General features: G+C 71.0%; 25 protein-coding genes. 15 read left to right on the top strand and 10 right to left on the bottom strand.

Annotated features, from left to right (window positions below; genetic code table 11):
• Positions 1-13: 13 nt before the first annotated feature.
• The 5 genes from AB0389_RS30905 to AB0389_RS30885 form a co-directional block, all read right to left on the bottom strand.
• A complete protein-coding gene (locus AB0389_RS30905; protein WP_366398827.1) occupies positions 14-343 on the bottom strand; it encodes a helix-turn-helix transcriptional regulator in 330 nt (109 codons plus the stop codon).
• Entirely contained in the window at positions 340-1416 is a 1077-nt protein-coding gene (locus AB0389_RS30900; protein ID WP_366398826.1) for a site-specific integrase, read from the bottom strand. Before AB0389_RS30900 ends, AB0389_RS30905 begins: the two co-directional genes overlap by 4 nt.
• A gap of 546 nt (positions 1417-1962) precedes the next feature.
• Positions 1963-2682 carry a GDSL-type esterase/lipase family protein gene (locus AB0389_RS30895; protein WP_366398825.1) on the bottom strand — a complete coding sequence of 240 codons (720 nt, stop codon included), beginning with the start codon at positions 2680-2682 and terminating at the stop codon, positions 1963-1965.
• Positions 2679-3146, bottom strand: coding sequence for a cupin domain-containing protein (locus tag AB0389_RS30890; RefSeq protein ID WP_366398824.1), 468 nt, complete (start codon positions 3144-3146; stop codon positions 2679-2681). Before AB0389_RS30890 ends, AB0389_RS30895 begins: the two co-directional genes overlap by 4 nt.
• 84 nt (positions 3147-3230) lie before the next feature.
• Positions 3231-4067 (bottom strand): helix-turn-helix domain-containing protein, encoded by an 837-nt coding sequence (locus tag AB0389_RS30885; RefSeq protein ID WP_366398823.1) that lies wholly within the window; start codon positions 4065-4067, stop codon positions 3231-3233.
• Between the two features lie 118 nt (positions 4068-4185).
• Here AB0389_RS30885 and AB0389_RS30880 point away from each other — a divergent pair, with 118 nt between their 5' ends.
• From AB0389_RS30880 to AB0389_RS30865, 4 genes are all read left to right on the top strand, one after another.
• The gene (locus AB0389_RS30880) at positions 4186-4545 is read left to right on the top strand and encodes a Tn3 family transposase (protein WP_366398822.1); all 360 of its coding nucleotides are present in this window, start codon (positions 4186-4188) and stop codon (positions 4543-4545) included.
• Positions 4546-4675: 130 nt separating this feature from the next.
• A complete protein-coding gene (locus AB0389_RS30875) occupies positions 4676-5299 on the top strand; it encodes a histidine phosphatase family protein (protein WP_366398821.1) in 624 nt (207 codons plus the stop codon).
• 210 nt (positions 5300-5509) lie between these two features.
• Positions 5510-5782 carry a recombinase family protein gene (locus tag AB0389_RS30870; protein WP_366398820.1) on the top strand — a complete coding sequence of 91 codons (273 nt, stop codon included), beginning with the start codon at positions 5510-5512 and terminating at the stop codon, positions 5780-5782.
• A 36-nt stretch (positions 5783-5818) separates the two neighbouring features.
• Positions 5819-6427 carry a hypothetical protein gene (locus AB0389_RS30865; protein ID WP_366398819.1) on the top strand — a complete coding sequence of 203 codons (609 nt, stop codon included), beginning with the start codon at positions 5819-5821 and terminating at the stop codon, positions 6425-6427.
• Between the two features lie 751 nt (positions 6428-7178).
• Here AB0389_RS30865 and dnaB read toward each other — a convergent pair.
• The 5 genes from dnaB to AB0389_RS30840 all read right to left on the bottom strand — a co-directional run bounded on the left by dnaB (position 7179) and on the right by AB0389_RS30840 (position 12046).
• Complete coding sequence (dnaB, locus tag AB0389_RS30860; RefSeq protein ID WP_366398818.1) at positions 7179-8549, bottom strand: replicative DNA helicase; 1371 nt, start codon at positions 8547-8549, stop codon at positions 7179-7181.
• An 80-nt stretch (positions 8550-8629) separates the two neighbouring features.
• On the bottom strand, positions 8630-9076 hold the full coding sequence (locus AB0389_RS30855) for a hypothetical protein (protein WP_366398817.1): 447 nt from the start codon (positions 9074-9076) through the stop codon (positions 8630-8632).
• A 163-nt stretch (positions 9077-9239) separates the two neighbouring features.
• A complete protein-coding gene (locus AB0389_RS30850) occupies positions 9240-9896 on the bottom strand; it encodes a hypothetical protein (RefSeq protein WP_366398816.1) in 657 nt (218 codons plus the stop codon).
• Between the two features lie 768 nt (positions 9897-10664).
• Positions 10665-11315: an ATP-binding protein gene (locus AB0389_RS30845; protein ID WP_366398815.1), complete on the bottom strand. Its 651-nt coding sequence runs from the start codon at positions 11313-11315 to the stop codon at positions 10665-10667.
• On the bottom strand, positions 11312-12046 hold the full coding sequence (locus tag AB0389_RS30840) for a GntR family transcriptional regulator (RefSeq protein WP_366398814.1): 735 nt from the start codon (positions 12044-12046) through the stop codon (positions 11312-11314). Before AB0389_RS30840 ends, AB0389_RS30845 begins: the two co-directional genes overlap by 4 nt.
• Before the next feature lie 472 nt (positions 12047-12518).
• Here AB0389_RS30840 and AB0389_RS30835 point away from each other — a divergent pair, with 472 nt between their 5' ends.
• The 11 genes from AB0389_RS30835 to AB0389_RS30785 all read left to right on the top strand — a co-directional run bounded on the left by AB0389_RS30835 (position 12519) and on the right by AB0389_RS30785 (position 23510).
• A complete protein-coding gene (locus AB0389_RS30835) occupies positions 12519-12881 on the top strand; it encodes a hypothetical protein (protein WP_366398813.1) in 363 nt (120 codons plus the stop codon).
• A gap of 100 nt (positions 12882-12981) precedes the next feature.
• Positions 12982-13383 carry a hypothetical protein gene (locus AB0389_RS30830; RefSeq protein WP_366398812.1) on the top strand — a complete coding sequence of 134 codons (402 nt, stop codon included), beginning with the start codon at positions 12982-12984 and terminating at the stop codon, positions 13381-13383.
• On the top strand, positions 13380-13787 hold the full coding sequence (locus AB0389_RS30825) for a hypothetical protein (RefSeq protein ID WP_366398811.1): 408 nt from the start codon (positions 13380-13382) through the stop codon (positions 13785-13787). Before AB0389_RS30830 ends, AB0389_RS30825 begins: the two co-directional genes overlap by 4 nt.
• Before the next feature lie 65 nt (positions 13788-13852).
• Positions 13853-15736 carry a hypothetical protein gene (locus tag AB0389_RS30820; protein WP_366398810.1) on the top strand — a complete coding sequence of 628 codons (1884 nt, stop codon included), beginning with the start codon at positions 13853-13855 and terminating at the stop codon, positions 15734-15736.
• 87 nt (positions 15737-15823) lie between these two features.
• On the top strand, positions 15824-16372 hold the full coding sequence (locus tag AB0389_RS30815) for a hypothetical protein (RefSeq protein ID WP_366398809.1): 549 nt from the start codon (positions 15824-15826) through the stop codon (positions 16370-16372).
• Between the two features lie 5 nt (positions 16373-16377).
• Positions 16378-16605, top strand: a complete 228-nt coding sequence (locus AB0389_RS30810) for a hypothetical protein (protein ID WP_366398808.1) — start codon at positions 16378-16380, stop codon at positions 16603-16605.
• A 137-nt stretch (positions 16606-16742) separates the two neighbouring features.
• The gene (locus tag AB0389_RS30805; protein ID WP_366398807.1) at positions 16743-19112 is read left to right on the top strand and encodes a hypothetical protein; all 2370 of its coding nucleotides are present in this window, start codon (positions 16743-16745) and stop codon (positions 19110-19112) included.
• Between the two features lie 7 nt (positions 19113-19119).
• A complete protein-coding gene (locus AB0389_RS30800) occupies positions 19120-19536 on the top strand; it encodes a conjugal transfer protein TraB (RefSeq protein WP_366398806.1) in 417 nt (138 codons plus the stop codon).
• Positions 19537-19671: 135 nt separating this feature from the next.
• On the top strand, positions 19672-21975 hold the full coding sequence (locus AB0389_RS30795; protein WP_366398805.1) for a hypothetical protein: 2304 nt from the start codon (positions 19672-19674) through the stop codon (positions 21973-21975).
• Between the two features lie 83 nt (positions 21976-22058).
• Positions 22059-22559: a hypothetical protein gene (locus AB0389_RS30790; protein ID WP_366398804.1), complete on the top strand. Its 501-nt coding sequence runs from the start codon at positions 22059-22061 to the stop codon at positions 22557-22559.
• A gap of 138 nt (positions 22560-22697) precedes the next feature.
• The gene (locus AB0389_RS30785; RefSeq protein ID WP_366398803.1) at positions 22698-23510 is read left to right on the top strand and encodes an AAA family ATPase; all 813 of its coding nucleotides are present in this window, start codon (positions 22698-22700) and stop codon (positions 23508-23510) included.
• Positions 23511-23513 lie beyond the last annotated feature (3 nt).

Here is a 23513-nt window from a genome sequence, read left to right as displayed (position 1 = left end):
TGGTGTGACCAGGTCACATCGGCGGCAGGGAACGGCCGTCGCGGCGCTTGGGCACGACGGCCGGGGCCACCACGGAGCCGGTCGTGGCCTCTTGGACGACAGCCTGCTGACCGGGGCGCTTGACCTTCCCGGGCTCGGGAATCAGCAGATCGCTGATCTCACATCCGAGCACGACGCAGATCACGTCGAGGTCCTCCAGTTTGAGGGAGACCGGCTGGCCGGACCACAGGCCGGACATCTTCCCGGCCGAGATCACCAAGCCGTGTTCGGCCAGGCTCCGCTGGAGTTCGGACGCCTTCCAGATGCCTTTGTTCGCGGCGGTCAGCCGCAGGTTCCACTTCATTCCATCAGTCCTTCCAGCCGCTTCGCGGCCCGCTGCTGCCCGGACACCCAGGCGTCCTCGACCCGGGTCTGCTGGACGTGGATGTACCGCATCGTGGTGGCGATCCAGGAGTGCCCGAGGACCTCCTGGATCCCGAGCAGATCAAGACCCCCGAGATAGAGCTCGGACGCGCAGAAGTGCCGCAGGACGTGCGGCGTGAGCGTGTCGGACCAGCCGGGCAGATGGGCCTTTGCCGCGGCGGCCAGACCGTTGCGTAACGCGTCGTCGCCGACGCGGCGCGAGGAGCCGTCTGAGTTCTTGCGCTCGGAGGGGAACAGCGGGGCATTGGGACGGGTGTGGTCTTCGTCGAACTGGCCCCAGACGTCCTCGATGAACCACCGCAGCGTGCGGTCCGCGCCGTTGATCAGCGGCACCATCCGCTCGCGCGGGCCCGAGCCGCGGGCGCCCTTGCCGTGACGCACGTGGAGCTTGCCGAAGCGGCCCAGCTCCCACTTGATGTCGGCCAGGTCGAGCTTGCATGCCTCGCTCACCCTGAGTCCGACCTGCGACATCAGTTTCGCCGCGGTGTAGTTCCGCGCGGTCGGGGCGAACTTGCGGCAGGTCGCCAGCTCGCCGCCCCAGCCGCTAAACAGCGTTTTGATCTCCGGCTCTGTCGGCGGAATCCGCAGAGCCGCGTCCTTGGATCCCCGCGGCCGGTTCATCTCGTCGATCGGGCACTCGACGATCCGCCCGGTCATCCGATGGATCTCGACCTTGTGCCGCAGCTCCAAGAACAGGAAGTACGTGGTCAGCGCCTGCGCGCGGGCCAGCCGGGTGCCGCTCGGCGAGCCCCGCAGCACCTTCCCGAAGTACCCGTCGGCGTCGGCCGGCTCCATATCCCACAGCGGTCGGCCGAACCAGGCCCGCATCTGGTCCAGGTGCCCGACGTCCCCGCGGATCGTGCCGTCCGCCAGGCCCGCCGAAGCCCGCGCGAGCACGAAGCCGGCGAGCACGTCGGTCTCGAACTGCTCCAGCTCCTCAGCCGAGACCGGATCCCGGTACTCGCGCAGGTCGCGTACGGCTGCCAGCGCCAACCCGAGCCTCCTCACCTTCACCCCGATCACGGATCGATCGGACGAAATGAGAACGCTTCAAGAATCCTGAAGTTACGTCACCAGCTTGAAGAGCATCCCAAGGAGGCAGAACACCCTGGCCACGGGGACAAGGACTCGGCGGGGCTCAGGGGAACTCGCGGGATGTCGCACAGACGCACGCGTTCTACAGCGACGCGGCCGAGAAGATCCTCCGCGAGTTGGCCCGCTCGGAGCAGGCCGCCGTCGAGTCCGTCCGTCGCGTGCTGGAGGACGACCCCACCCCGGACCACGCCCGTGGTCTCCCCGGCCTCGGTACTGGCGGACTCTCGTAATCAACTGACGCCAGTTCCCCGTGGAACCCAACCTGCCGGTGACCGTGTGTGATCCCCAACGGCGTATCGGCTCCAGGTCCCGCCGGTCTCGTTGAGCCGGCGGGTGGTGGTTTGTCGTGGTAGCCGAGAGCGTTCGAGATGGTCCGGTCGTCGTTGCCTGCCCCGGTAGGGGCGGGAACCGAATACGCAGGAAAGGGGCCGCCGCCGGAACCGGCTACGCGCTCCGGGTCGGGAGCCAGGTGTCGATGACCTCGGCGACAAGGGCGGCGCCGCGGCTGTTCTGGTGGATGTGGTCGGTCGTGAGCACAAGACCTCGGCGCCGCGAGATCGTGTCGAGGCTGCGGCGCAGCACGGCGTGCCGGACCAGGACGCTGACGCTCGCCGCGGGCGTCGGGTCCCGGTAGGGGATCGGCGGCGGGTCCGCCTGGCGTAGTTCCTCGGTCTGGCGTTCGTGGAGCGGGAGGTAGGTCGCCTTGTTGGTGGTGGCGACCTCGGCGATCATGCGGCTGTACGCCTGTGATGCCCGTGCCGCGGCTCCGTCGAGTTGTTGGCCGAGGACCGGGAGGGACAGCAGAGCGATCGTCGCGTCGGTCTCCGTTCGCAGCCGTTCGACGACGGCTCCCAGGCACTGCTGGAACCAGCCGGCCGACGGGCGCTCGGGGAGTAGCTTGCGCTTCATGGCCCGCTCAACGGGGTAGCCGACGAGGTTCGCTCGGGCGTCGTTGGTCCCGATCAGCACGGTGATCACGTCGGGTGAGTCCGCGACGACAGCATCGAGGCGCCGTGAGAGGTTGTGGGCGAAGTCGCCGTTGACGCCGAAGCGGGCGAGCCGTACGTCGCCGGGAGGGCGGCGTCGTTCGAGAAGGTCCAGGTAGTCGACGCTGAACTGCGCGCGGGTGAGGCTGTCGCCGAGGCACGCGACACGGGTCGTCACGGTGTTCGCGGGCCGGACGTGCCGGCGTGCTCGGTCGGGCGGGCTTCGGTCCGGGGACGGTGGTCGGTGCCAAGGCCAGCGGTGATGGTCAGGATGGACGCCGGCCCCGCCATGTCGACCGCGTGCCATGTCCCGGCCGGGTTGACGGTGGCCTCGCCCGGCCCGAGCACAACCCGGTCGGGCACTCCGTCCACATCGCGGGTGACCGTCACCGACCCGCTGAGGCAGACGACCAGTTCGTCGCCGGCGGGGTGGCGCTCCCAATGGTCGCCGGGGCCGTCGCCGTCGAAGACCGTCACCATCCGGCCCTCGGCGCCGTCCGCCGCAACCGCGGCGCTGTAGGCATGGAGCACCTCCGGGTCCCAGGCGAAGCCCTCGACGGGTTTCGCTCTCGACCCCAGCCCGAGGTGCACGGGGGTGGTCCGCAGGTCGATGGCGTTGGGTTCGTGATTGACGAGTCTCATGCCGACGATCGTCACAGGACGGCAATCGGGTGGTCTTGAAGAAAAGGGAACGGAAGCCGACGCGATGGGCGGCGCGGTCGGCGACTACCCGGTCCCGAGCAGGACTTCGCCGCGACGCCATGCTGTCGGCGATCGGCCCGTGAACTCGCTCCAGTCCCGGACGAGATGGGCCTGGTCGGCGTAGCCGGAGACGGTCGCCACATCGGCCCACGGAAGCGGGTCGTGCGTGGTGGCCAGTTCGTGCGCGTGCTCGAAGCGCAGAACCCGGGCGAAGGTCTTCGGCGACAGGCCCACCTCACCGCGAAACCGCTCGGTGAGGTACCGACGGCTCCAGCCCAGTTCTGCGGCGACCGCCCCAACCTGGACGCGGCCCCGCGCGGCCAAGAGGCGACGCCATGCCTCGGCCACCTCGGGGCGCACCCGGGACACGCGGTCGCCGCCGGCGCCGCGGCCGACGGCTCGCAGGAGCAACTCGTCCAGCGCGGCGAACCGCGCGGCCCATGTCGTCGCCGCGCGGAGCCGGTCGACCAGCTCGACGCCGAGCGCTCCGAGAAGCTCGTCGAGTGGGACCAGTCGGTGGGCGAGATCAGCGGCGGGCATGCCGTAGACGGCCCGGGCCCCGAGCGGTGTCAGCGACACCTGCACGCCTTCCTGGCGTCCGTCGTGGTGGATCGCGACGGACCGGCGCATCAGACCGCCGGCCACGCTGCCGAATTGGGTGACCGGTGACCCGTCGTCGACGCCCGCCGCCACCTCCAAAGGGCCGGACAGACTGATCACCGCAGTGAGCACGCGGCCCGGCGGACCGCAGTGCACCCCCGCCGGGAACCCACGAAGATCGAAACCGACATACGAGCCGACGTACCGCCGCAAGGCGGGCGCCGGACGTGCATAGATCCTGGTGGCCCTATGGTCTTTCACCCTCGCAGTGTACGAACCGGCGGTTGGAACATCGGTACAGCGGTTATCGGCGACAACGGTCTTGATGTGAAGGGCTCCGGCGGAACCGTCCGCCGGAGCCCTTCGTACGGTCTCGCCGTTGGTCAAGGGCGAGTCCCTGCATGCCCTGCGCCGCCAGCTCCACTACGCCCGCGAGGGCAAGATCACCCGCCGTCAGCCCGAGCAGCAGAACGAGCAGGCGTGGTGCCTGACGGTGGTGACGAACGCGGTGGTCTGCTGGCACACCGAGTACATGGGCCTGGCAGTCGGCGAGCTGCGCGGGGCCGGCCGCGAGGTGGACGCCGAGGTCCTGGCGCACATCTCCCCGGCTCGCAGCTCGGTGGTGAACTACTACGGCTCCATCACCGTCGACTACGAACACGAACTGGCCCAGCTCGACGAGCAGGGACACCGGCCGCTGCGGACCGTTGGTACGGACGAGCCCGCAGCCGGGCTGTAGAGCGACGATCGGTCCCGGCGCCACCCCACGGGGAAGGGCGGTACACACCCCACCCCTTCGTGGAACCGGCCCTGGGTGGTCGGCGTCCCTCCATTAGTCCGCAAGATCGACTTTCCTGAAGGACCCGCCCATGACCGGTACGGCCGCCCGCTACCTCTATCTCACCCGCCACGGCGAGGCATCGTCGGACGAAAGTGAACTGACGGAGGCAGGCCGCCGCCAGGCCGCCCTGCTCGGGGAGCGGCTCCGTGGCGTCCCGCTGGCGGCGATCCACCACGGGCCGCTCGCCCGTGCTGAACAGACCGCCCGGCTGGTCGGTGAACAGCTCGACGGCGTCCACCGTCGGTGCTCCGATGCAGCCGGCGACTACATTCCCTACCTCCCGGCGCGCGAGGAGCTGCCGACCGAGGCGGCTGACGCCATGCTCGGGTTCCTAGACCAGTTCCCGGCTGAGCAACGCGAGCAGGGACCCGCCCTCGCGGCGGCGGCGCTCGCGGACTTCACTGGACCCGTCGTCGGCGACGAACCACGCCACGAACTTGTCGTCACCCACAACTTCCTCGTCGGCTGGCTCGTCCGAGCCGCCCTCGACGCGCCGAAGTGGCGTTGGATGGGCATCAACCACGCCAACGCGGCACTGACTGTCATCCGCTATGCGCCCGGCCGCCCCCCGTCGATCCTCCTCTTCAACGACTCAGGCCACCTCCCCGCCGAGCTTCGCTGGACCGGCTTTCCGCAGGAACTCCACGTCTGAGGCCCGGAGGTGAGATCGATGTTGATTCATTGAAGGGAGCGTCTGGCGCCTGTCGGTAAACGATCGAATGACGACAGGCGCCAGACGCGTCCAATGAACCCGTGCAATCCGGGGGTTCACGGCGGATCGAATCCAATCGGATCCGATGGTGATTGCTGACAGGGTTTGACGACAGGTAGGGTCCGATCCTCCGCACGGAAGGGGCCCTCGGTGGCGAACCTGGTCTACAAGCGGGTCTCGACCGACCAGCAGTCGACCGCCCGGCAGGATCTCGTCCTGGCCGAGGCCGGGATCGAGGATCCGGTCGTCTTCGAGGAGGACGGCGGCACCTCCAGCCGCCTCCACCCGCTCCAGCGCCCGAAGTTCCGCGAGCTGCTGACGTACGCGCGGCCGGGCGACACCGTGCACATCTCCGAGATGTTCCGCCTGGTGCGCGGCACCGGGCACATCCTCGACGTGCTCGACGTCCTGCACCGCGACTAGGTCGCCCTGCGTATCCACGACGGCGCGTTCTCCGCGATGGAGCTCACGGCCCGCCACCCGCGGACCGGAGAGCTGCTGTCCACGGTGAAGTTCATGGTGCAGACCCTCGCCGCCGCCGGCGAACTCCAGCGCGACCTCCAGCGCGAGCTGACATACGACGGGCTGCGGGCCGCCGAGGCCAAGGGCAACAAGGGCGGACGCCGCCCCGCCGTCCCGGCCGAGACGACCGCCGACGTGCGCACCGCCTACCTGGAGGGCCGCTCGATTGCCGCCCTCGCCCGGGAACACGGCGTCAGCCGCGGGGCGATCCGCACGGCCGTCGCCGACCTCCTGCCCGACGGCACCGCCATCGAGGAGGGCGCGTCAGCAGCGGAGCTGCCGGTCACCCTCGACATGCCAGGCAAGGTCGCCGACTTCCTCCGCGCCACCGAACTGGAGCCCGCCGAGCGGGCCGCGCTCGACCACGGGGTTACCGTGCGACGCGGTCAGGGCTACACCCTGCGCGTCAGCGCCGTCCCCGCCGTCCACCGCCAGCTCCTCACCCGCTGCCAGCCCCTCGACGGCACCCAGGGCGCACCGGCAGTCCCGGCACAGCGCAAGGCCCGCCGCGAGTACGAGAACCGGGTCAGCGCTCTCTGCCAGTGACCAGGACCGCGCTCCGGGCACCCCTCGGCGGGCATCCGCTGCGGCTGCCCTGATCCACCCTCTGAACTGGGCCGCAGCTGCTTAGCGTTGTTTTTCGGCGGGAACTGCTGGGACCCCTAAGTCGCCGCGCGGAGCGCGTCCTTTTCATGGGCACTGACCGCGCGTTCTTCCCCGGGACGCCCCACGCGGCGCCTGTCACCCCTTTGGGTGACAGGCGCCGCCCCCTCCCTCTATGCTATTAACAGGCCCTTGCCATCTTTACTCACGGGTTTCGTCCAGCCGATGAACTGCCGTTTCCGACCGCCGGCCGCCCCGACCGAGCCTCAGAACTCCTGCCCACTGCGCGAGGAGTCGCGTGCCGTTCGCGCCTGAACGGGGCGGAGAAGGGCTGTGAGCTGTGGTGATGGGGGCGGTACGGCCGCACCTATCACTGGTGATATGGGGGCACAACGGCCTGTTAACAGATTCTGCGGCGGAGAAGATGACACGGGATTTGAGAACCTACAGATTTGTAGGTTCTCGCCGCTCGTGTCGGATGCCGCCTTCATGACCTGCGGTTTCATCCGCAGTCTCACGACGTGTCGGACGCTGGAGTCTCACGCCCGTGTCGTTTCCTCGACGGTCCGCGCCGGGCGGTTCGGGCCGCCGGTCCTCTGACCTGGGCGGTCTCACGGCCGGTGTCGCATCCGCCGTCGATCCGACATTGGTCGTGAGATTCCGACACGGGATTTGAGGTCCCACAAGATTCCGATCAGGTCTGCGCCATGTCGACGAACCGGCTGTAGTGCAGCTGGTTGGCGATCGTGATCGTGGCGGTCGGCCCGCCTCGGTGCTTGTCGATGATCAGGTCGACCTCGCCGGAGCGGGGGCTGTCCTTCTCGTAGGCGTCCTCGCGGTGGAGGAGCGCGACGATGTCCGCGTCCTGCTCCAGCGAGCCGGACTCGCGCAGGTCGGCCTTGGTGGGCCGCTTGTCGGCGCGGAGCTCGGGGCCGCGGTTGAGCTGGGCCAGGGCGATGATCGGCACCTGCAGCTCCTTGGCGAGCCGCTTGATGCTGGTGCTGATCTCGGCGACCTCGCGTTCGCGGGACTCCGGGCGGTGGCCGACAGTCATGAGCTGCAGGTAGTCGATGACGACCAGGCCGAGGTCGGGCCGGCGGGACTTCAGCCGGCGCAGCTTGGCCTGGATTGCGCCCAGGGTGTTCGCCGACTCGTTGATGTAGAGCGGGGCCTCGCTGATCCGGGGCGTCGCGCGCGCCAGGCGGGTCCAGTCGTCGTCGGTGGTGGTGCCGTTGCGCAGGTGGTGCAGGGCGACCTTGGCCTCGGCGGACAGCAGGCGCATGTTCAGTTCGTCGACGCCCATCTCCAGCGAGATAAACGCGGCGGGGACGTTGTGCTTGACCGCGCAGGACCGGGCGACATCCATGGCGAAGGTGGACTTCCCCATGCCCGGACGCCCGGCCACCACGATCATCTGGCCGGGCTGGAGCCCACTGGTCAGCGAGTCGAGGTCGGTGAAGCCGGTGGAGATGCCGGTGACACCGCTGCCGTTCTTGGCCTTGTCGACCAGGTCCAGGGTGTGTTCCAGGGTCTGAGCCGGGAGTACGAAGTCGTCCTCCTTTCCGGTGCCCTCGACGACGGCCGCGATCTTCGCTGCGGCGTCCGCGACGATGTCGTCGATCTCGCCCTCCGCGGCGAATCCGGCCTGGGTGATGGAAATGCCGGCCTCGATCAGACGCCGCAGGATGCCCCGCTCACGGACGATCTCGGCGTGGTAGACGGCGCTGGCAGGTGTGTCGACGGACTGGACCAGGGCGTGGAGGTAGGACGCTCCGCCGACTCGGGAGAGCTCGCCCCGCCGCTGGAGCTCGGCACCGAGCTGGATGGGGTCGCACGGCTGCTCCTGGGAGTGCAGTTCGACGATGACCTGGTGGACCGTCGCGTGGAGCGGCCAGTAGTAGTCCTCCTCCTTGACGATGTCCTGGCAGTCGATCGCGGCGCTCCGGGACAGCATCATGCTGCCCAGCACCGACATCTCGGCCTCCCGGCTGTGCGGAGGGACCCGCTCGAAGGCCCGGGCCTGGACGTCGTCGGCGCCCGTCGACTGAGGCGGTACTACAGTCATCAGTGATCTCCTGGTGAGGTCGTACGGCGTCCGGGCCTGCCAAGGTTCCCCGGACGCCGTTTGTGTTCCGCCGACGGGGTTCAGAAGGTGGGCTGACGGAGCGACGCGAACAGCTCGCTCAGGCTCTGGGTATTGCCTGGCATCGGGGTCTCACCAGCCGGGGCGACGCCCTGGTCTGCCGGAGCCTCCGTGGTCGGGGTGGCCGCGACAGCCGCAGGGGCTTCGTGCTTGCAGAAGGCAACCTTGTCGCCCACCTCGATCTGGCCGTACGGATCGCACCAGCCGCACGCGTCGATCGCGTCCTGACGGGTGAAGACGTCCGCCCGCTGGGCCGGGACGACCCGCTGCGGGGCCTCATGCCAGGTCATCGCGTCCTCGATGACCTTCCACTGCGGCTTGTTGCGGCCCATCCACTCGGCAACCCGGCACAGGTGCTCGGCGGAGTGGCCGGCGGCCAGGAGCTCAGCCGCCTCGGCCGCGATGACAGCTGCTCGCTTCGGCAGGAACGCGTGTCCAGCCGCTCGCAAGCCCGTGGCCCAAGCGTTGACGACGGGAGTCGCGGCGGAGGTCTGTGGCTTGTCGGGCGAAGCGCCGCTCTCTCTCTCGTTCTTCGGCGCAGCCGCCTCTGGCGGAGCCTCTGCGACGGCCTGCAGAGGAGAGAGAGATTGGTCTGGTTCTCCTTGGTCTCGTTCAACCCCCTCCCCAGGGGGTACCGAACCCCCTCCAGCGGGGGTACGTACCCCCGCTGGAGGGGGTACGGAAGTCCGCCAGGACCGGCGCTACGAACAGCTCGACGGCCGGGAACGCGGCCTTCGCCTTCTTCGCGGCGGCGCGCGCCCTGGCGACCTTGTCGCAGTGCGCCTTGAGGCCGTCGTGGACGGCTGCGAGCCACTTGTCGAACTGGGTCTCGCGCTCCTTGCGGGCCTCGGCCGACTCGCCCTTCGGGCCGCGGTTCAGCGCGTACCACTGGCTCGTCGACTGGGCGCCGGTGTGGGAGGCCGGCGGCGTCTGGTGGACGATGTAACGGTTCCGGCGGACGAGGCCGATCATCGTGCGGACCACTTCGATCGCGCCGATGACCTCCAGCTGGAGCATGTACTTCGTCACGTTCTCCGGCTTCTTGAGCTGGAGAATCCGCGCCAGTGCGGCCAGGCCCGGCCAGACCTCGGTGTCGTCACGGACACTGGTGTTGATGTGCGCGGACAAGCCCCAGTACAGAGTCCGGGCGTCGGAGTCCACACCGGAGAACAGCACCCAGTCGCCGAGCTGGCTGAACGGGGCGCGTCGGCCGAGGCCGACCTCAAGGGTCTCGTCGAGTTCGTTCGGGTCGTTCAGCCGCTCGCTCACAGGGCCACCGCCTGGGCGGCCGGGGCGGACACGGCACCGTTCGCAGCTGCGGAGACTGGCGTCGCGGGCTGCGCTGTGCAGCGTCGGCGGGGGTGGTACATGGGGTGCGTTCTCTCCCAATCAGGGTGAGAGCCGCACGTCGGTGATCTTCACCAGGTAACCGGACGGGCCTAGGGGTGGTGCTGCGTAAAGGCCGGTCAGCCGGTTACCCTGGCAGTGGTGACTGGGCCCCAAGGGGTCGGGAGCCCGGCGTTACCGCCGACGTACGACTCAGGGGACGTGGCTTTGTAGGGCTGGAATCTGAGTCAGCGATTGAGAGGGCCGTTCCTGTTGGCGCAGGGACGGCCCTCTGCGTTTACGGGGCGCGTGCGGTCATGATGACCATGGTGGCGTCCTTTCGCCGGTTGGGGAAACCGGCGATGAAGTGGTAGTTGAGCCGATAGAAGGCATCGGCGCGGCCGGTGATCGTCGGGCCGGGGACCGGAGCTGTGCCGTACCGGGTATTCGGTACAGATACCCCGAGATCCCGCCTTCCGGGAGAGAACTCGCGACGCAGTCCCGCCGCACAGGAAGTGCGCGCCGCCACCGGCGTGTCGCCGTGTTTCGCTGGCCCACGGGCAGCGGGTACGCGTAGCCTGCTGAACATTGCAGGCACCTCCTTGTCAGGTGCTTGTCGCGGCGCCGACCACCACAACCGGCGAGCGCGACCGACAGGCCCCCCACAGGGGCCTGTTTGCGTTTCGCGGGCCATTCTCCCCCGTCCGGCGGTCACGTGTGGTCAGCGGGTCGATTCGGAGTGTCGCCGGGGTCCGGCGGTCGCCGTTCCAGCGCGGAGAGCACCGGCTCCAGGCGCCCGTCGTAGACCAGGTGCGGTTCGTCCGGCCCCGGAGCGCGGAAGCGGCGCGCGTGCCGCCGTAGGTCGTCCTCGCTGAAGTACATGGCGTTGGGGCTGTCGAAGGTCGCCCGGTTGCGTTCCTCGATCCGCTCCCACAAGGCGTCGAGATCGCCGGGCAGGTACAGGAGTACGACGTTGGCGCCGGCCTTCTCTCCCACCTCGCGCCATTTCTCGCGCTCATCGACCGTCCAGAACCCATGATCCATGACGACATCGCGGCCGTTGACCAGGGCGGTCCGCAGCTCGGTGGTGATTCGCGCGAGGATCGGGCGTTCCCTGACGAGATACTCCCCGCGCGGGAAGTCCCGCCCGTAGTGGCCGTGTTCCTGCCAGACCCGCTCGTCCGGGCACAGGCGCAGAAAGCCCTGGCGCTCCAGCTCCAGGGCGAGCGTCGTCTTCCCGGAGCCGGGGAGGCCGGCCATCAGGACGAGCTTGGCCGGACCGGTCCGCCGTTCCACCATCACGCTCCTGTCGTCCGGGGCCGAGGTGCCGATGAGGGTGTCGTCGTGGGGCAGGGCGGTCATTCGCTGACCTCCTGCTTGGTCCAGCGGCGACCGGGGCCGCCGATGTCGACGCCGTACTCGATCGTCATGCCGCTGGTGTCGACGATCCGGACCGTCAGCACGATGATGGCGGCCTTTGTGTCTTCGGGGATCTCAAGCGGCCCGGCGTCGGCCGGTGTGGTGGTCCGGGCCCACATGGAGCTGTACCGGCGGGCGACCGGACGGCCGGTGTGGCGCGTGATCATGTCGATCGACGTGCCGTTGCTCAGCCGTCGGCCCATGGCCAGTTCGGGCAGTTCTTCGGCGAAGACCGCCGGAATCCATGACGTCGAGTGACTGATGACGTCACTGTCCCGCTCGTCGCGGTAGGTACGGGAGCGGCGGAGCACGAGGTCGCCCGGCGCGATCTCCAGAGCTTCGGCCACGTCCGGGGGCGCGGAGACGACGCCTGCCATGTGGGAGTCGGAGCGCTCCCCGGCCCGCCAGGACGATCCGGTGACCTTGCTGCGCTGTTCACGTTCGGCGGCGGTCGCCAGGGTGGTGCGCTCCCGTACGACCGTTCCGTGGCCACGCGACGAGGTGACCAGCCCGTCGGCTTCCAGCGCCTTGTACGCGGCGTGGACGGTGGTCTTGGACCCTCTCCCGGCGCTGACCTGGTCCTCGATCTTGGGCAGGCGGTCCCCGGGCGCGTACTCGCCGCTGGTGATTTTCGCGGCGATCTCGTCGGCGAGGACTTTCCACTTGGGCGGCATGTCCGGTGATCTCCTCCTTCTCGGCGCCCCCAGTGAACCACAATCCCGGGACTAGAGGGCATGGTCTTTTAATCCTGGGAATGACGGGCCGCGATGATTGACAGCGTGCCGCAATCCTGGGAATGTCATTCCCGGCAAGGCGACGCCGAGTGAGTGCAACTCACGAAGTGTGACGGCACAGCCATGCCAAAAACGGCGACACCGGACCGCCTCGGAGCTGTACCGAGCCCGGTGTACCGAGAAGAACTCAACAGAGAGTCGAGAAGTAAGAGAACAGCCTTTGCGCTGGTGGTGGCCGTGCGGGCCGCCAGCGTGAGGACGTCCGGACGGATTCGGTCCGGCGCATCGCCTGTACGGGATGTGCCGTGGCCGTGGCCATCTGGCCGACCCGAATGGGCGCAGCCCCGGATCAGGTGCGGACACACCCCCGGGGCCACTTCGGAATCCATCTCACCCAAAGGAGTGGAACCGCGTGAACAGCATGACGCAACCGATCACGATCAAGCGAATCCCGCTTGCTCCCGGCACGGCCGCCACCCGGATCGGACTGTCGATCGAGCTGGGGCTCGACATCGACCTGGTCCTGGGCGCCGAGTACGACATCCCCTCGACGCTGACGGACCTGGAGCGGCGCGAGGCGCTGCTGCTGGCCTTCACCGAGGAGTACACCCGCCGCGAGGCGCTGCGCGACATGGTCGCCGCGGGCTTCGCCGACACCGGGCACGCCGCCGCGTACCTGGAGGTCATGGCCGGGGTCCTCGACGACGTCGAGGACGAGGACAACCGCCGCGGCTACGAGCAGGACGAGCTGCTGGTCCGGGGGTGGGCGGCGTGACCGAGGCCGAGCGCAAGGCGATGGAGCAGAAGAACAGCGACAAGAACAAGCAGTCCTCGGGTCACCAGTTCGGCAAGAACGAGTGCGGGGAGCTGACCGCATGACCATCAACGACATCACCGCCGCCGCCCCGCTTCGCGCCGAGGCCGTCACCGACGGGGTGCAGGATCTGGTCGCCGAGTCCTTCACCGTCTTCGGTGAGGTCCAGGACCTTGCCCGGCTCGGGGTCCAGGTCTCCGTCACCGTCTCCCCCGGCACCATCACCGCCGACATCGTCGTCGGCCGTGAGGCCGCCGGCCTGCTGCCCCACCTGATCCGGGAGCTGGAGGACAGCCGGATCACCCGGACCCCGGGCGGCGCCCGGATCGTCGGCGCGATGTGCCAGGGCAACGTCCTGGTGGGGATCACCGTCTCCAGCGCGTACGTGACCGTCGCCGACCTGGAGGAGCTGGTCGGCACCGTGGCGTACGGCACCGCGGGCCGCGCGGAGCGTGCGGCATGAGCATGTTGTCCCTGCTCAGCGGCCGTGCTGTCCGCGCGTTCCGGCGGACCCACGGCGACATCGAGAGCTGGACCGGCGACGACTTCGAGGTCTTCCAGGACCTGCTCACCGCCGCCCACACGAAGCCCGGCCCGCTGCGGCGGCTCCGGCTCCGTGCGCGGGCCGTGGCGCTCCTGGTGTACGCCATGCCGCTTTACGCGGTCGCCGAGCTGACGCACGCGGTGCGCGGCGATTACTGGCGTCGGCTGGACCGGCACCTGGACCGCCTCGACGACTGGTGCTCGGTCGCGGAGGAGGCGTGCCTCCGGGCCGGTGACCAGGCGTTTGTGACCCGGGCCGGTGACCTGACCGACCGGTACACCGACGCGGTCTGCCGGGCGAGCGACCGCGTCGCCCGGGGCTGACCGGCCCCGTCCCGCCACGGTGGCCGCCCCTTCGGGGGCGGCCACCCGTATGAAAGGAGTACGGAGTGGCGGCCACAGCCACCCGGAAGAAGACGGCGGCCCGCAAGTCGCCGACCAGAACGACACCGCCGCAGCCGCGCCGCCCGCCGGCGGCTGCGGTCGCGCCGCCGGGCCCGGAGGTGCGGGAGGAGGCGGACGCGCGGCTCGCGGACATGCGGGACCGGGCGGCGGACCTGATGGACGGGGCCGCCGCCGTTCTCGACAACGCCCGGCGTACGGCGGCCGATGAGACGGCGGCGCTGCTCCGGTCCGCCGAGGACCGGGCCCGTACGATCCGGCAGGCCGCGGCCGCCGACGCCAGGCAGGTCCTGGCCGAGGCGGTCGAGGAGGCCGGGGAGCGGCTGCGCCGGGCCGAGGGCGACGCGGACGGGATCCGCGCCGCCGCCGGCCAGGATGCGCGGCGCGTCCTCGACGCTGCCCGGATCGACGCGGCAGGAGAGAGCGTGGAGAGCCTGGCGGCGGCCGAGGCGGAGGCGAAGGCCTTGCTCGGGGAGGCGGAGCAGAAGGTCAAGGTGCTGCTCGCCGATGCCGAGGACCGGGCCGCCGAACTGGTGGCCCTGCGCCGCGCGTCGGCGGAGGCCGCCTACCGCACCGCGCTGGAGGACGCAGCGCGGATCGTCGGCGCGGCCCAGGACCGGGCGACGGAGGTCAAGGTCGCCCGGGCGGGGCTCGATGCCGAGCTGGAGCTGACCCGGCGGTCCGCACGGCTGGACCTGGACGAGGAACTCGCCGAGCGGCGCGCCTCGATCGAGGACGAGCTGACCCGCTGCCGCAGGGAGGCGGACGCCGCTCGTGCCGAGATCGAGGCCGGGTTCACCGGCCTCGGCACGAAGCACGAGCTGGCCCGCCAGCAGCAGATCCAGGATCTGGCCGCCGAGCTGGAGCAGCTGCGTACGACCGCGGCCGCCGAGAACAGGGCGATCGTCGAGAAGGCCGGCGAGGAGGCCGACGCGATCCGGAAGGCAGCCGCGAACGAGGCGGCCAGTGCCACCGGACGGGCCCGGGCACACGAGGCGGAGGCCGAGAGGAACCTCGCCAAGGTCCGGGAGGCGGCCAAGCGCACGTCGAAGTGGCAGGGGATCAGCAGCCGGGGGTGGCGGGCGGCTCCGTGGGTCGCGCTCGCGGCCGGTGTCGGCCTCGCGGCCTCCGGCGAGTTCGCGCTCGCCCGGCTGGTGGGCTTCCACCAGTACGTGGCGCCGCTGTTCCCGCTCTCCGTCGACATCTACGCGGTGGTCGCGTTCAAGAAGAAGTCCGATGTCGGCCCGGCGCTGTCGATCATGGCCGCGTCCAACCTCGCGTACCACCTCGCCGAGCGCGGCGGAGTGAACGAGCCGGGCAGCGACCCGAGGATCGTCCTCGGGCTCACCGCGCTCGTCGTGGTGACGTTCGTTGTCATCATCTGGCGCGTGCACCGCCTCCTTGGCGACCACGACGAGGAGACGCCCGTTACCGGTGCCGTTACCGGTGCCGTTACCGGTGACCCCGGCTTCACCGCCACCGGTAACTCCGGCTCTGCCGGTGGCGGTAGCCCGGGCGGTAACTCCGGCTTCACCGGTAGCGGTAACCCCGGATCTACCGGTACCGGTAATCCGACCGGTACCGGAAGCGGTACTTCGACCGGTACCGGAAGCGGTAGGCGCGGCTCTGCCGGTGCCGGTAAGTCCGGTACTGCCGGTGGCGGTGGCCGGGCCGGTAAGCGCGGCGCTGCCGGTGGCGGTAAAGCCGGTGCTCACCGGCCGAGGGACGAGGAGCGTGCGGCGGTACGGGCCCGGGCCACCGAGCTTCTCGCGGTGGGCGAGACGCCCTCGCCTACCGCTCTCGCCGCCGAGTTCGGCATCACGGACACCGAGTGGGTCCGCAACCAGATCCGCGCCGTCCGCAGCACCTGATGCGGCGGCGGTAGTACGCACCGCGGGCAGGGCCCGCCATCTGCCCCCGAAGACGGCGGGCCCCTTCCCCCGAGAGGAGATCAACCCGTGCCCGAGATCGAGCATGTGAAGCAGGACGTTCTCAACCGCGTCCCGGCGGAGTTCCGGCCGCTGCTGAACCTGGAGCGGCTGACCGCCTGGACGCTGGACCGGCAGCGCGAGCACACCGCGGACCTGTCCGCGTACGAGGCGGCTCACGCGGCGTTCGACACCGCGCTGCGCTCGCAGTACGTCGACGGCGACGGCAAGTTCGCCGCCCGGTGGCGGGCCAGGAAGGTCAACCGGCACTGGAAGACGCTGGCCAGGGCGTCGCGGGACGCGGCGAACGCGTCGCAGCAGCTGCGTACCGCCTACGCCGACCACGTCCGTACGGTGGCCGCCCTGCCCGCTCAGCGTGAGCAGAAGGCCCTGGAGCGGGCCGAGCGGCGCCGGTGGGGCGGCGAGATCGCCGCGAAGAGCCTGCACAAGACGGCCGCCGCGATGGCGCGACCGGCGCAGGGAGAGGCCCAGGCCGGTGAAACCGCTGGTCAGGGGCCTCCCGCCCCGGCCGGAGCGCCGGTGCGCGGTATCGGTGACCTGTTCAAGAAGGGGGCCTGACCCCGGTGGCGACGATCAAGGAAGTCCGTAAGGCCAACAAGCGTGATCACTGGGCCGCGCGTCAGCAGCAGCAGCTGGAGGCGCGCGGCTCGAAGGGGCTCGCCGAGGCGTGGTGGGACCGGACGAAGGCGGCGTGCACGAAGCGGGACGCGGCGCGCGGCCCGGAGGATCCGGACCCGTGGCAGGAGCTGGCTCGCACGCTGGAGAACTTCATCGAGCATCACGCCAAGTAACCATCATCACCATCATCATCACGGCGGGCGGGCCGGATCGGGGCTCTCAAGGCGGGCGCGCGGGCGCATGGGCGCGCGGGCGCGCGGGCGCGCGAGGATGCCCCATCCGGTCACTGTCTGTCAAGTCAGGAGGACCCGTGGATGACGACGAAGACCGGACGGTTCTGACGTTCCGGCCGAGGGGGGCTGTTCCTCCGGGGCTCCCCCCGCTGCCGGACGACGACGAGGATCCGCCGACGCCACCCGCCGCCCCGCCGCCTTCCCCGGCCGACGAGCCGGGGAGCGGCGGAGCGGATCTCGTTGCGGCGCGTACCCGCCGGTCGGCGGCCGATTCACTGGCCGCCCTGACCGCCGGGCCGCCGTCCCTTCCCCCGCTCCCCTCCGACGGGCCCGCGACCACCACGGTGGCGCTGCGCTCGGAGGGCCTCGGGGACGGCGAGGGCGGGCGGGATCCGGAGGCCCCCGGGCTGGGGGCGCTGGGCCTGTCGGCGGTTCTCGCCGTGGCCCTGGCGGCCCTGCGCGGTACGGCTACGGCCGTACAGGACTGGCGCCAGCGCCGCCTGGAGCACGAGGCGGAAACCGCGCCGCTGCGCGAGGCCCGCCTCAAGCACCGGCTCGCCGCCGAAGAGGCCCACGCCAAGCACGCTCTGGCGATGGCGGGTCTGAACGACCAGGCCGCGCAGAAGAAGGGTGTCCCCTCCAGCAGCGAGTTCGGCCGCAGGTCCGCCGGCAGCGGCAGTGGAGGAGGCGCTGGGGGCGGCGGAAGCCGGGGAAGTTTCGGCGGCGGCCGCGGCCCGTCCGCCGGCGGCAGCGGCAAAGGTGCCGGTGGTACCGGTAGCGGTGGCGGCAAAGGTGCCGGTGGTACCGGTGGCGGTTCGGGCCGGTCGAATTCGGGCTCGGTGGGGACCGGTGGCGGCTTCAAGGGGCAGTCCGGAACCTCGGGCTCCGGGGCAGGCGGATCGAAGGGATCCTCGGGCGGCTCGCAGGAGCAGCGCTCGAAGGACAAGGGTCCGAAGGCGCCGGGCAAGGCGTCCGGCGGGATCAGGTCCCCGTTGAACGGCAAGTCGTCGCACGCGTCTGCCTCCACCCCGACGCTGGAGCGTGCGAGGGGACGCAACGAGAGGGCCGCCGCCCGCCAGGACGCGAAGATCCAGCGGCGCGGCGCCGACCACGCCGCCGCGCTCGACGGGCGCAACCGCGACCGCGACCAGGCACGCGACCGCAAGCAGGCCGTCAAGGAAGCCCGGAGGGTGGCGAAGGAGAACCGGGCGGCCGAGAAGCGGGAGAGGAAGGAGGAGACCGCGGCCGCCGAGCCCGAGCGCACCACGCTGGCGCAGGCCACCACAGAGGAAGCCCGGCGGCGGCTGGAGAAACGCCGGGGGAAGCTCGCCCCGCCGGTCCTCAGCAAGACCGGGAAGAAGGACGACAAGACCAAAGGCGGCGCCGGGGACAGTACGGCCCCGGCCGCGCCGAAGGTCGACCTCACGAAGAAACCCGCCCCTGCTCCCGCCGCTGGTTCCGGGCCCGGGCCGAAGGTCAACCTCACCAAAAAACCGAAGCCGAGCACGGTATCGGCCGGGCCGAAGGTCCGGCTCACCAAGAAACCGAAACCGGGCGCGGCGGGCGGGGCCGGGCCGAAGGTTGATCTCACGAAGAAACCGAGGAAGCCGTCGGCGGGCGGGAAGGGTCCGGCCGGCCCCGGCAGGAAGAAGGCCCGGGTGGGGAGCAAGGGCAAGAAGTCCGCCGGCACGGGCCCGGCCATGGGGCCGTCCGCCCGCCGCAAGGAACGCTGTAAGGAACGGGCGCGCCGGGCGGACGAGCGGGCGCGAGCCGGGGCCGCGGCGGGGGACTGGTTCACCGGTCCTGATCCGGACGGGTCCTGGCTGCCGCCGCGTGAGGAGCGCCGCAGCGCCTACGAGTCGATGTGGGACACCGATCCCCAGCAGGAGTGGACGGCAGAGAGCCTCCACGTTCCCGTCTCGCAGGCCCGGCGGTGGGATCCCGCCGCCGTGACGACCGGGGCGCGCGGCCTGCCCGCGTCGCCCAGCAGCACGATCACGAAGGAGGCGCGCGTGAGCGCAGCATCCGTGTCCGTTCCCTCCATGCGGGACTCGGCGTCAGCCGAGCACATGACGGAGGTGACCCTCGACGACGTCCTGGACAAGCTGGCCGATGCCAAGGACGAGTGCCTGACCACGTACGACGAGTGCGCGGTCCTCGCGCACCGGGCGGTCCAGCTCGGTGACGCGCTGCGGGACCTGGCCGCCGAGCTGGCGGAGCGGCACAACATCATCGGCTGCCTCACTTCGCGGGCGATGTACCGCCTGGCGGAGTCGATGGACCTGCTCAGGGTGAAGGCGGAGGCGATGCGGGCGCAGTCGCTCGTCGCCGCGGAGTCCGTCGAGCTGGCGCACGACGAGATGCATGACGCCTACCGGCCCGTGCAGCAGGCCGCCGTCGACGCGGGCCTGCACATGCCGTCCGCCCGTATCCACAACGAGGACTGAGGTGACCATGAGCGACCTGGTGCCGTACAAGGCTCCCCCGCTGCCGGTGAAGGGCGGGCGGCTCGGCTTCCTCGGCCTGGCCGGGAAGATGACGGCTCTCGCTACCGCGGCCCTGGCCCTCAAGGAGGGGCTGTGGGTGCTCAAGCGGCGGATGGAGAAGGACGCCGACGACGCCGACCGGCTCGCCGAGATGTGCGCGGAGGCCGAGGTCGAGCCCCGGTTCACCGCGCTCATCACCGACTCGGGAACGGCCCTGCGCGCGGTCGCGGAAGCGGCGGCCGGAGTGGCCGGGGCCGCCGACGAGATGGAGACCAACTCCCGCGGATTCGTGGACGCCCACGAGAGCGAATACCGGGGCGTCTACGAGGCGGTGCAAGCCTCCGGCGTGCAGCAGGCGAAGGCGGGCTTCTACCGCAAGCGCTGAGCACCGAAAAAAGAAACACCAGCACAACCGCTATCAGCCCCGTTAGACCCAACGGGCCTAATAGCGGCCTGGGGGTCCGGCGATTGAGCCGGGCCCCTCCCCCCTTTCCTTATTCGCCACGGACCGGGAGACGCAGTGACGACCGAAATGCTGACGGCCGAAGAGGCCGTGCCCGCCCCCGACCGGGGGCTCACATCCCATGCCGCCCGCCGCCTCGCGCTCGCCGAACGCGTCCTGTACGGGACCGCCGGCACGTGGGCCGCCGTCGGGCCACTGACGGACGTGCCGTGGTGGGCGCACGGCACGGTCGTTGTCACCGGCGCCCTGTCCGGCTACCGGCTGTGGCGGCAGACCGCCCGCGAGGACGGGCCGGGCCTGCTGCTCTCCACGATGCGGTCCCTGCCGGTCCTCGGCTGGTCCGCCGCCTACACCGCCGGCCTGCTCGCCCCGGTCCTCCACTACCCGAGCGGCTGGCCGATGCTCGGCGCGGCGGCCTGGACGGCCGTGATGATCCCGATGGTCCCCTGGACCCGCTCGCGCGGCCTCGAGCGCGCCATCATCGCGCAGCTGCCCGAGTACGCCGGAGAGACCGCGCTCGTCCCCGCCGGAGAGACCGCGCCCGCGCCGACCACCTACGAGGGCCACCTGCGGCAGATGTGGGCGCTGTCCCCGTCGACCGGCGGGAGCGAGCTGTGCCAGATCCACCAGTACGACGAGGACCGGCCCGACTTCGAGGCGATGATCCTCGCCCCGGCCGGGCAGGCCGTCCCCGCCACGGTCAACCCCAAGAGCGTGGCCGCCGTGTTCGACGTGCCGCCGGCCACTGTCACGCTCCAGCCGGTCGACGGCTTCGGCCCCGGCCGCCTGGCCGTGCGCGTCGCCCCCTCCGCAGCCGAGGGCGACGCGGCGAAGTCACGCCTGGAGCAGCTGTGGCAGAGCCGGGTCTCCGGGCCCGGCGGAATGCTCCCCGGCATGGAGATGGCCGACCACCGCATCGACGAGGACCGCATCCGCATCCTGGTCGAGGCCGAGGACGACGCGATGATCCACCTGCCGCGCAAGAAACTCGCCCGGGCCCTTCACGTGGACGACCCCGACCTGGTGATGGTCGAGACCGACGGCATGGCCCGCGGCGTGGTCACCATCTACCGCGAGCACCCGCTCATCAACATCCGCGAGGCCACGGCAGAGGACCTCACGATGGGCCCGGACGGGCTCATCCGTATCGGCCTGCGCCACGACGGCCGCCCGTTCAGGATGGCCCTCTACAGCCCGGAACTCGGCGGCCTCACCGACCTCGCGGTCGGCGCCATGGGCTCCGGCAAGTCGGTGTTCCTGCTCACCGTGCTGGCCGCCGAACGCCTCAGCGGCGTCATCTCCCTGGTCGCCGACGCGCAGTCGGGCATGTCGCTGCCCGAGGCAAAGGGCCGCGTCCACCACTTCGGCGCCGGCATCGCCGCGCTCGGCGCCACCCTCGCCGCCGCCTGCGCGGTCGCCGACTACCGCGAGCAGGTCTCCTCCGCCAACGGCTGGGGCTCCTTCACCCTCGGCTCGCCCTGGCGGCTGGTGAACGTCACGCTCGACGAGATCAACATGGTCCTCGGCGAGCACGCCCTGGTCCCCCCGGAGTTCCGCAAGTGGGTCACCGGGATGGTCGCCCGCCTCCAGCAGACCGGCCGCAAGTTCGGCTTCGGGATCCGCTTCGCGGGCCAGTCCATCCACGTCACCGACCTCGGCGACGCCGAGAAGATCCGCGCGAACGCCAAGCAGGGCCTGGTGTGGATGGGCCGCGTCAACAGCACCATGACGCAGTCGATGGCCTCCGACATGGTCAGCGACGGCACCGAGATCTCCGCCATCCGGCCGTTCTTCGGCAACGTCTCCGACGAACTGTTCGCCGCCTGGGACGGCAAGGAGACCCCGCCCGGCCCCGTCACCGCCGGCATGGCCTGGGGCCTGCAAGGCGGCCGCGCCGTCCTCATGCGGGTCTTCAAGGCCCTCAAGAAGGACAAGACGTACCCGCACCTGATCAGCCTGTTCGAGACGGCCCCGGCCATCCCCGGCTTCAGCCCGGAAGAGGACCGGATCTTCCAGGCCGCGTACGCCGAGTCCCTGGCCGCCGCAGAACGCTTCCTCACCGAGGGCGCGTCCGGCGACGACGACGAGGAGGACGGCGGCAAGAAGGGCAGGACCAAGCGGCCCGCCGGCCCGCCCCGCATCTCGGTGCCCACCGCCCCGAAATCACTCAGGGACCAGATCCTCGACGCCCTGGCCGACGGCGAGTCCCACCGCACCCGCGAGATCCGCTCCGAAGTCGGCGTCGGCACACCCGACGGCCCGGCCGCCGGATCCGTCGACAACGCCCTCTCCAAGCTCGCCGCGGAGGGCCAAGTCCTGCGGACCGGACACGGCACCTGGGCCCTCACCCCCACGCCCTGACCCCGCCCGCACCGCTCCGCCGCCGGGCCCGGACCACACCCCGGGCCCGGCCCCCCACTCCACACGACCAAGGAGCCCGCCCCGTGAACCACGACGACCAGCCCCTGCTCCCCCGGCTCAGCGACGACGAGGCCGCCGACACCGCCCGCCGCCTCATCGCCGACGCCTACCGCCCCACGCCCGCCGTACCGACGTCGTACCGCGACACCAGCCCCGTCCCCGCCATCGGCACCACCCCGCCGGTGCCGCAGCCCGGCCGGCCCCCGATGAGCCAGCGCGCCACGGACATCAGCGGGATCATGCTCGCCGCGAGCATCGCCTCCGTCCCCCTCGGCGGCTCCGCCTCCCTGGTCCTGTGGACCGTGGGCACGCTCGACCCGCTCGTCGTCGCCCTCGTCTGCGGCGCCCCCGTCGCCCTCCTCGGCGCCCTCACCCGCGCGCTCAAGCACGCCAAAGCGACCCGCGCGGCGGGCCCGCCCGAGCACCACCACCACTACAACGGCCCCGTCGTCCAGGACCACAGCACCTACACCACCGCGACCCGCGGCCTGATCGCCCGCACCCACAACCAGCACCACCGCTGACCCTGACGGTCACGAAACCCCAGACCAACACCCATTAGACCGGTTGGACCCAACAGGTCTAACCAGATCGCTGCTCCGCACCCGGTCGACTGCCGGGGGCGGGGCAGCGCAGAACCGACCCCGCAGAGGAGAGAACGAGTGGATCTCGGACAGCCGAGCCTGTACGTACTGATCGGAGCCGCCGGAAGCGGCAAGAGCCGTATCGCCGCGGCGTTCCCGGCCCGCTGGCGCCTGGAGCTGGACGCCTGCCGCGAGCGCGTGGCCGACCGGCGCGGCGACCAGGCATCGACCCCGGACGCCGTACGGGTCTTCGACACGGTCCTGGCCGGGCGCCTCGCCCGCCATTTGCCGACCGTGGTCGACTCCACCAATACCGAGGAGCGCCACCGTGCGGGTCTGGTGGAGCGCGCCCACGCCCATCGGATGCCCGCCGTCGCGATCGTCGCGTCCACTCCGCTGGAGGTCTGCCAGGCCCGCCAGGACGCGCGGCCCGCCGACCGGCGGGTACCGCCCGGCACCGTCGCCCGGCAGCACCAGGGCGTCCCCGGCACGCGGCAGCTGCGCGCCGAGGGATTCGACGAGGTGCACGACGCCGCCGAACTCGACCTGATGGGCCTGCTCCTCGCCCGCTCCACGGACGCCGGCCCCGACCCGCTCGCCGACGTCCGTACGTTCTTCGGCGACGGCCTGGCCGCGGTGTTCGCCTGGGACACCGGCGGCGAGACCGGCACCTTCGCCGTCGCCGGACAGGAGATCACCGTCCGCCAGCGGGACGACGGCGACCCGTTCGACCACCACTGGCAGGCCCGCACCGCCTGCCCGGACGGCTGCCCCGGCCCGGCCTGGGTCAAAGTCACCGGGCCCGCCGACCTGCTCGACGTCTACAAGGGCGGCCGGCCCGACGACGTCTGGTGCGAGGGCATCGCCGCCACCTGCGGTACGGAGGGCTGAGCG

The organism is Streptomyces sp. NPDC093109 (assembly GCF_040701725.1).
Classification (GTDB): domain Bacteria; phylum Actinomycetota; class Actinomycetes; order Streptomycetales; family Streptomycetaceae; genus Streptomyces.
The sequence above is the reverse complement of the archived record's forward strand: the minus strand, read 5'-3'. Positions and strand labels throughout refer to the sequence as shown.

Bases quoted from the DNA above. Each gene is read 5' to 3' on its own strand.
- AB0389_RS30905 (WP_366398827.1), bottom strand. From the start codon at position 343: ATGAAGTGGAACCTGCGGCTGACCGCCGCGAACAAAGGCATCTGGAAG.
- AB0389_RS30890 (WP_366398824.1), bottom strand. From the start codon at position 3,146: ATGAGACTCGTCAATCACGAACCCAACGCCATCGACCTGCGGACCACC.
- AB0389_RS30875 (WP_366398821.1), top strand. From the start codon at position 4,676: ATGACCGGTACGGCCGCCCGCTACCTCTATCTCACCCGCCACGGCGAG.
- AB0389_RS30865 (WP_366398819.1), top strand. From the start codon at position 5,819: ATGGAGCTCACGGCCCGCCACCCGCGGACCGGAGAGCTGCTGTCCACG.
- dnaB (WP_366398818.1), bottom strand. From the start codon at position 8,549: ATGACTGTAGTACCGCCTCAGTCGACGGGCGCCGACGACGTCCAGGCC.
- AB0389_RS30845 (WP_366398815.1), bottom strand. From the start codon at position 11,315: ATGACCGCCCTGCCCCACGACGACACCCTCATCGGCACCTCGGCCCCG.
- AB0389_RS30840 (WP_366398814.1), bottom strand. From the start codon at position 12,046: ATGCCGCCCAAGTGGAAAGTCCTCGCCGACGAGATCGCCGCGAAAATC.
- AB0389_RS30830 (WP_366398812.1), top strand. From the start codon at position 12,982: ATGACCATCAACGACATCACCGCCGCCGCCCCGCTTCGCGCCGAGGCC.
- AB0389_RS30825 (WP_366398811.1), top strand. From the start codon at position 13,380: ATGAGCATGTTGTCCCTGCTCAGCGGCCGTGCTGTCCGCGCGTTCCGG.
- AB0389_RS30800 (WP_366398806.1), top strand. From the start codon at position 19,120: ATGAGCGACCTGGTGCCGTACAAGGCTCCCCCGCTGCCGGTGAAGGGC.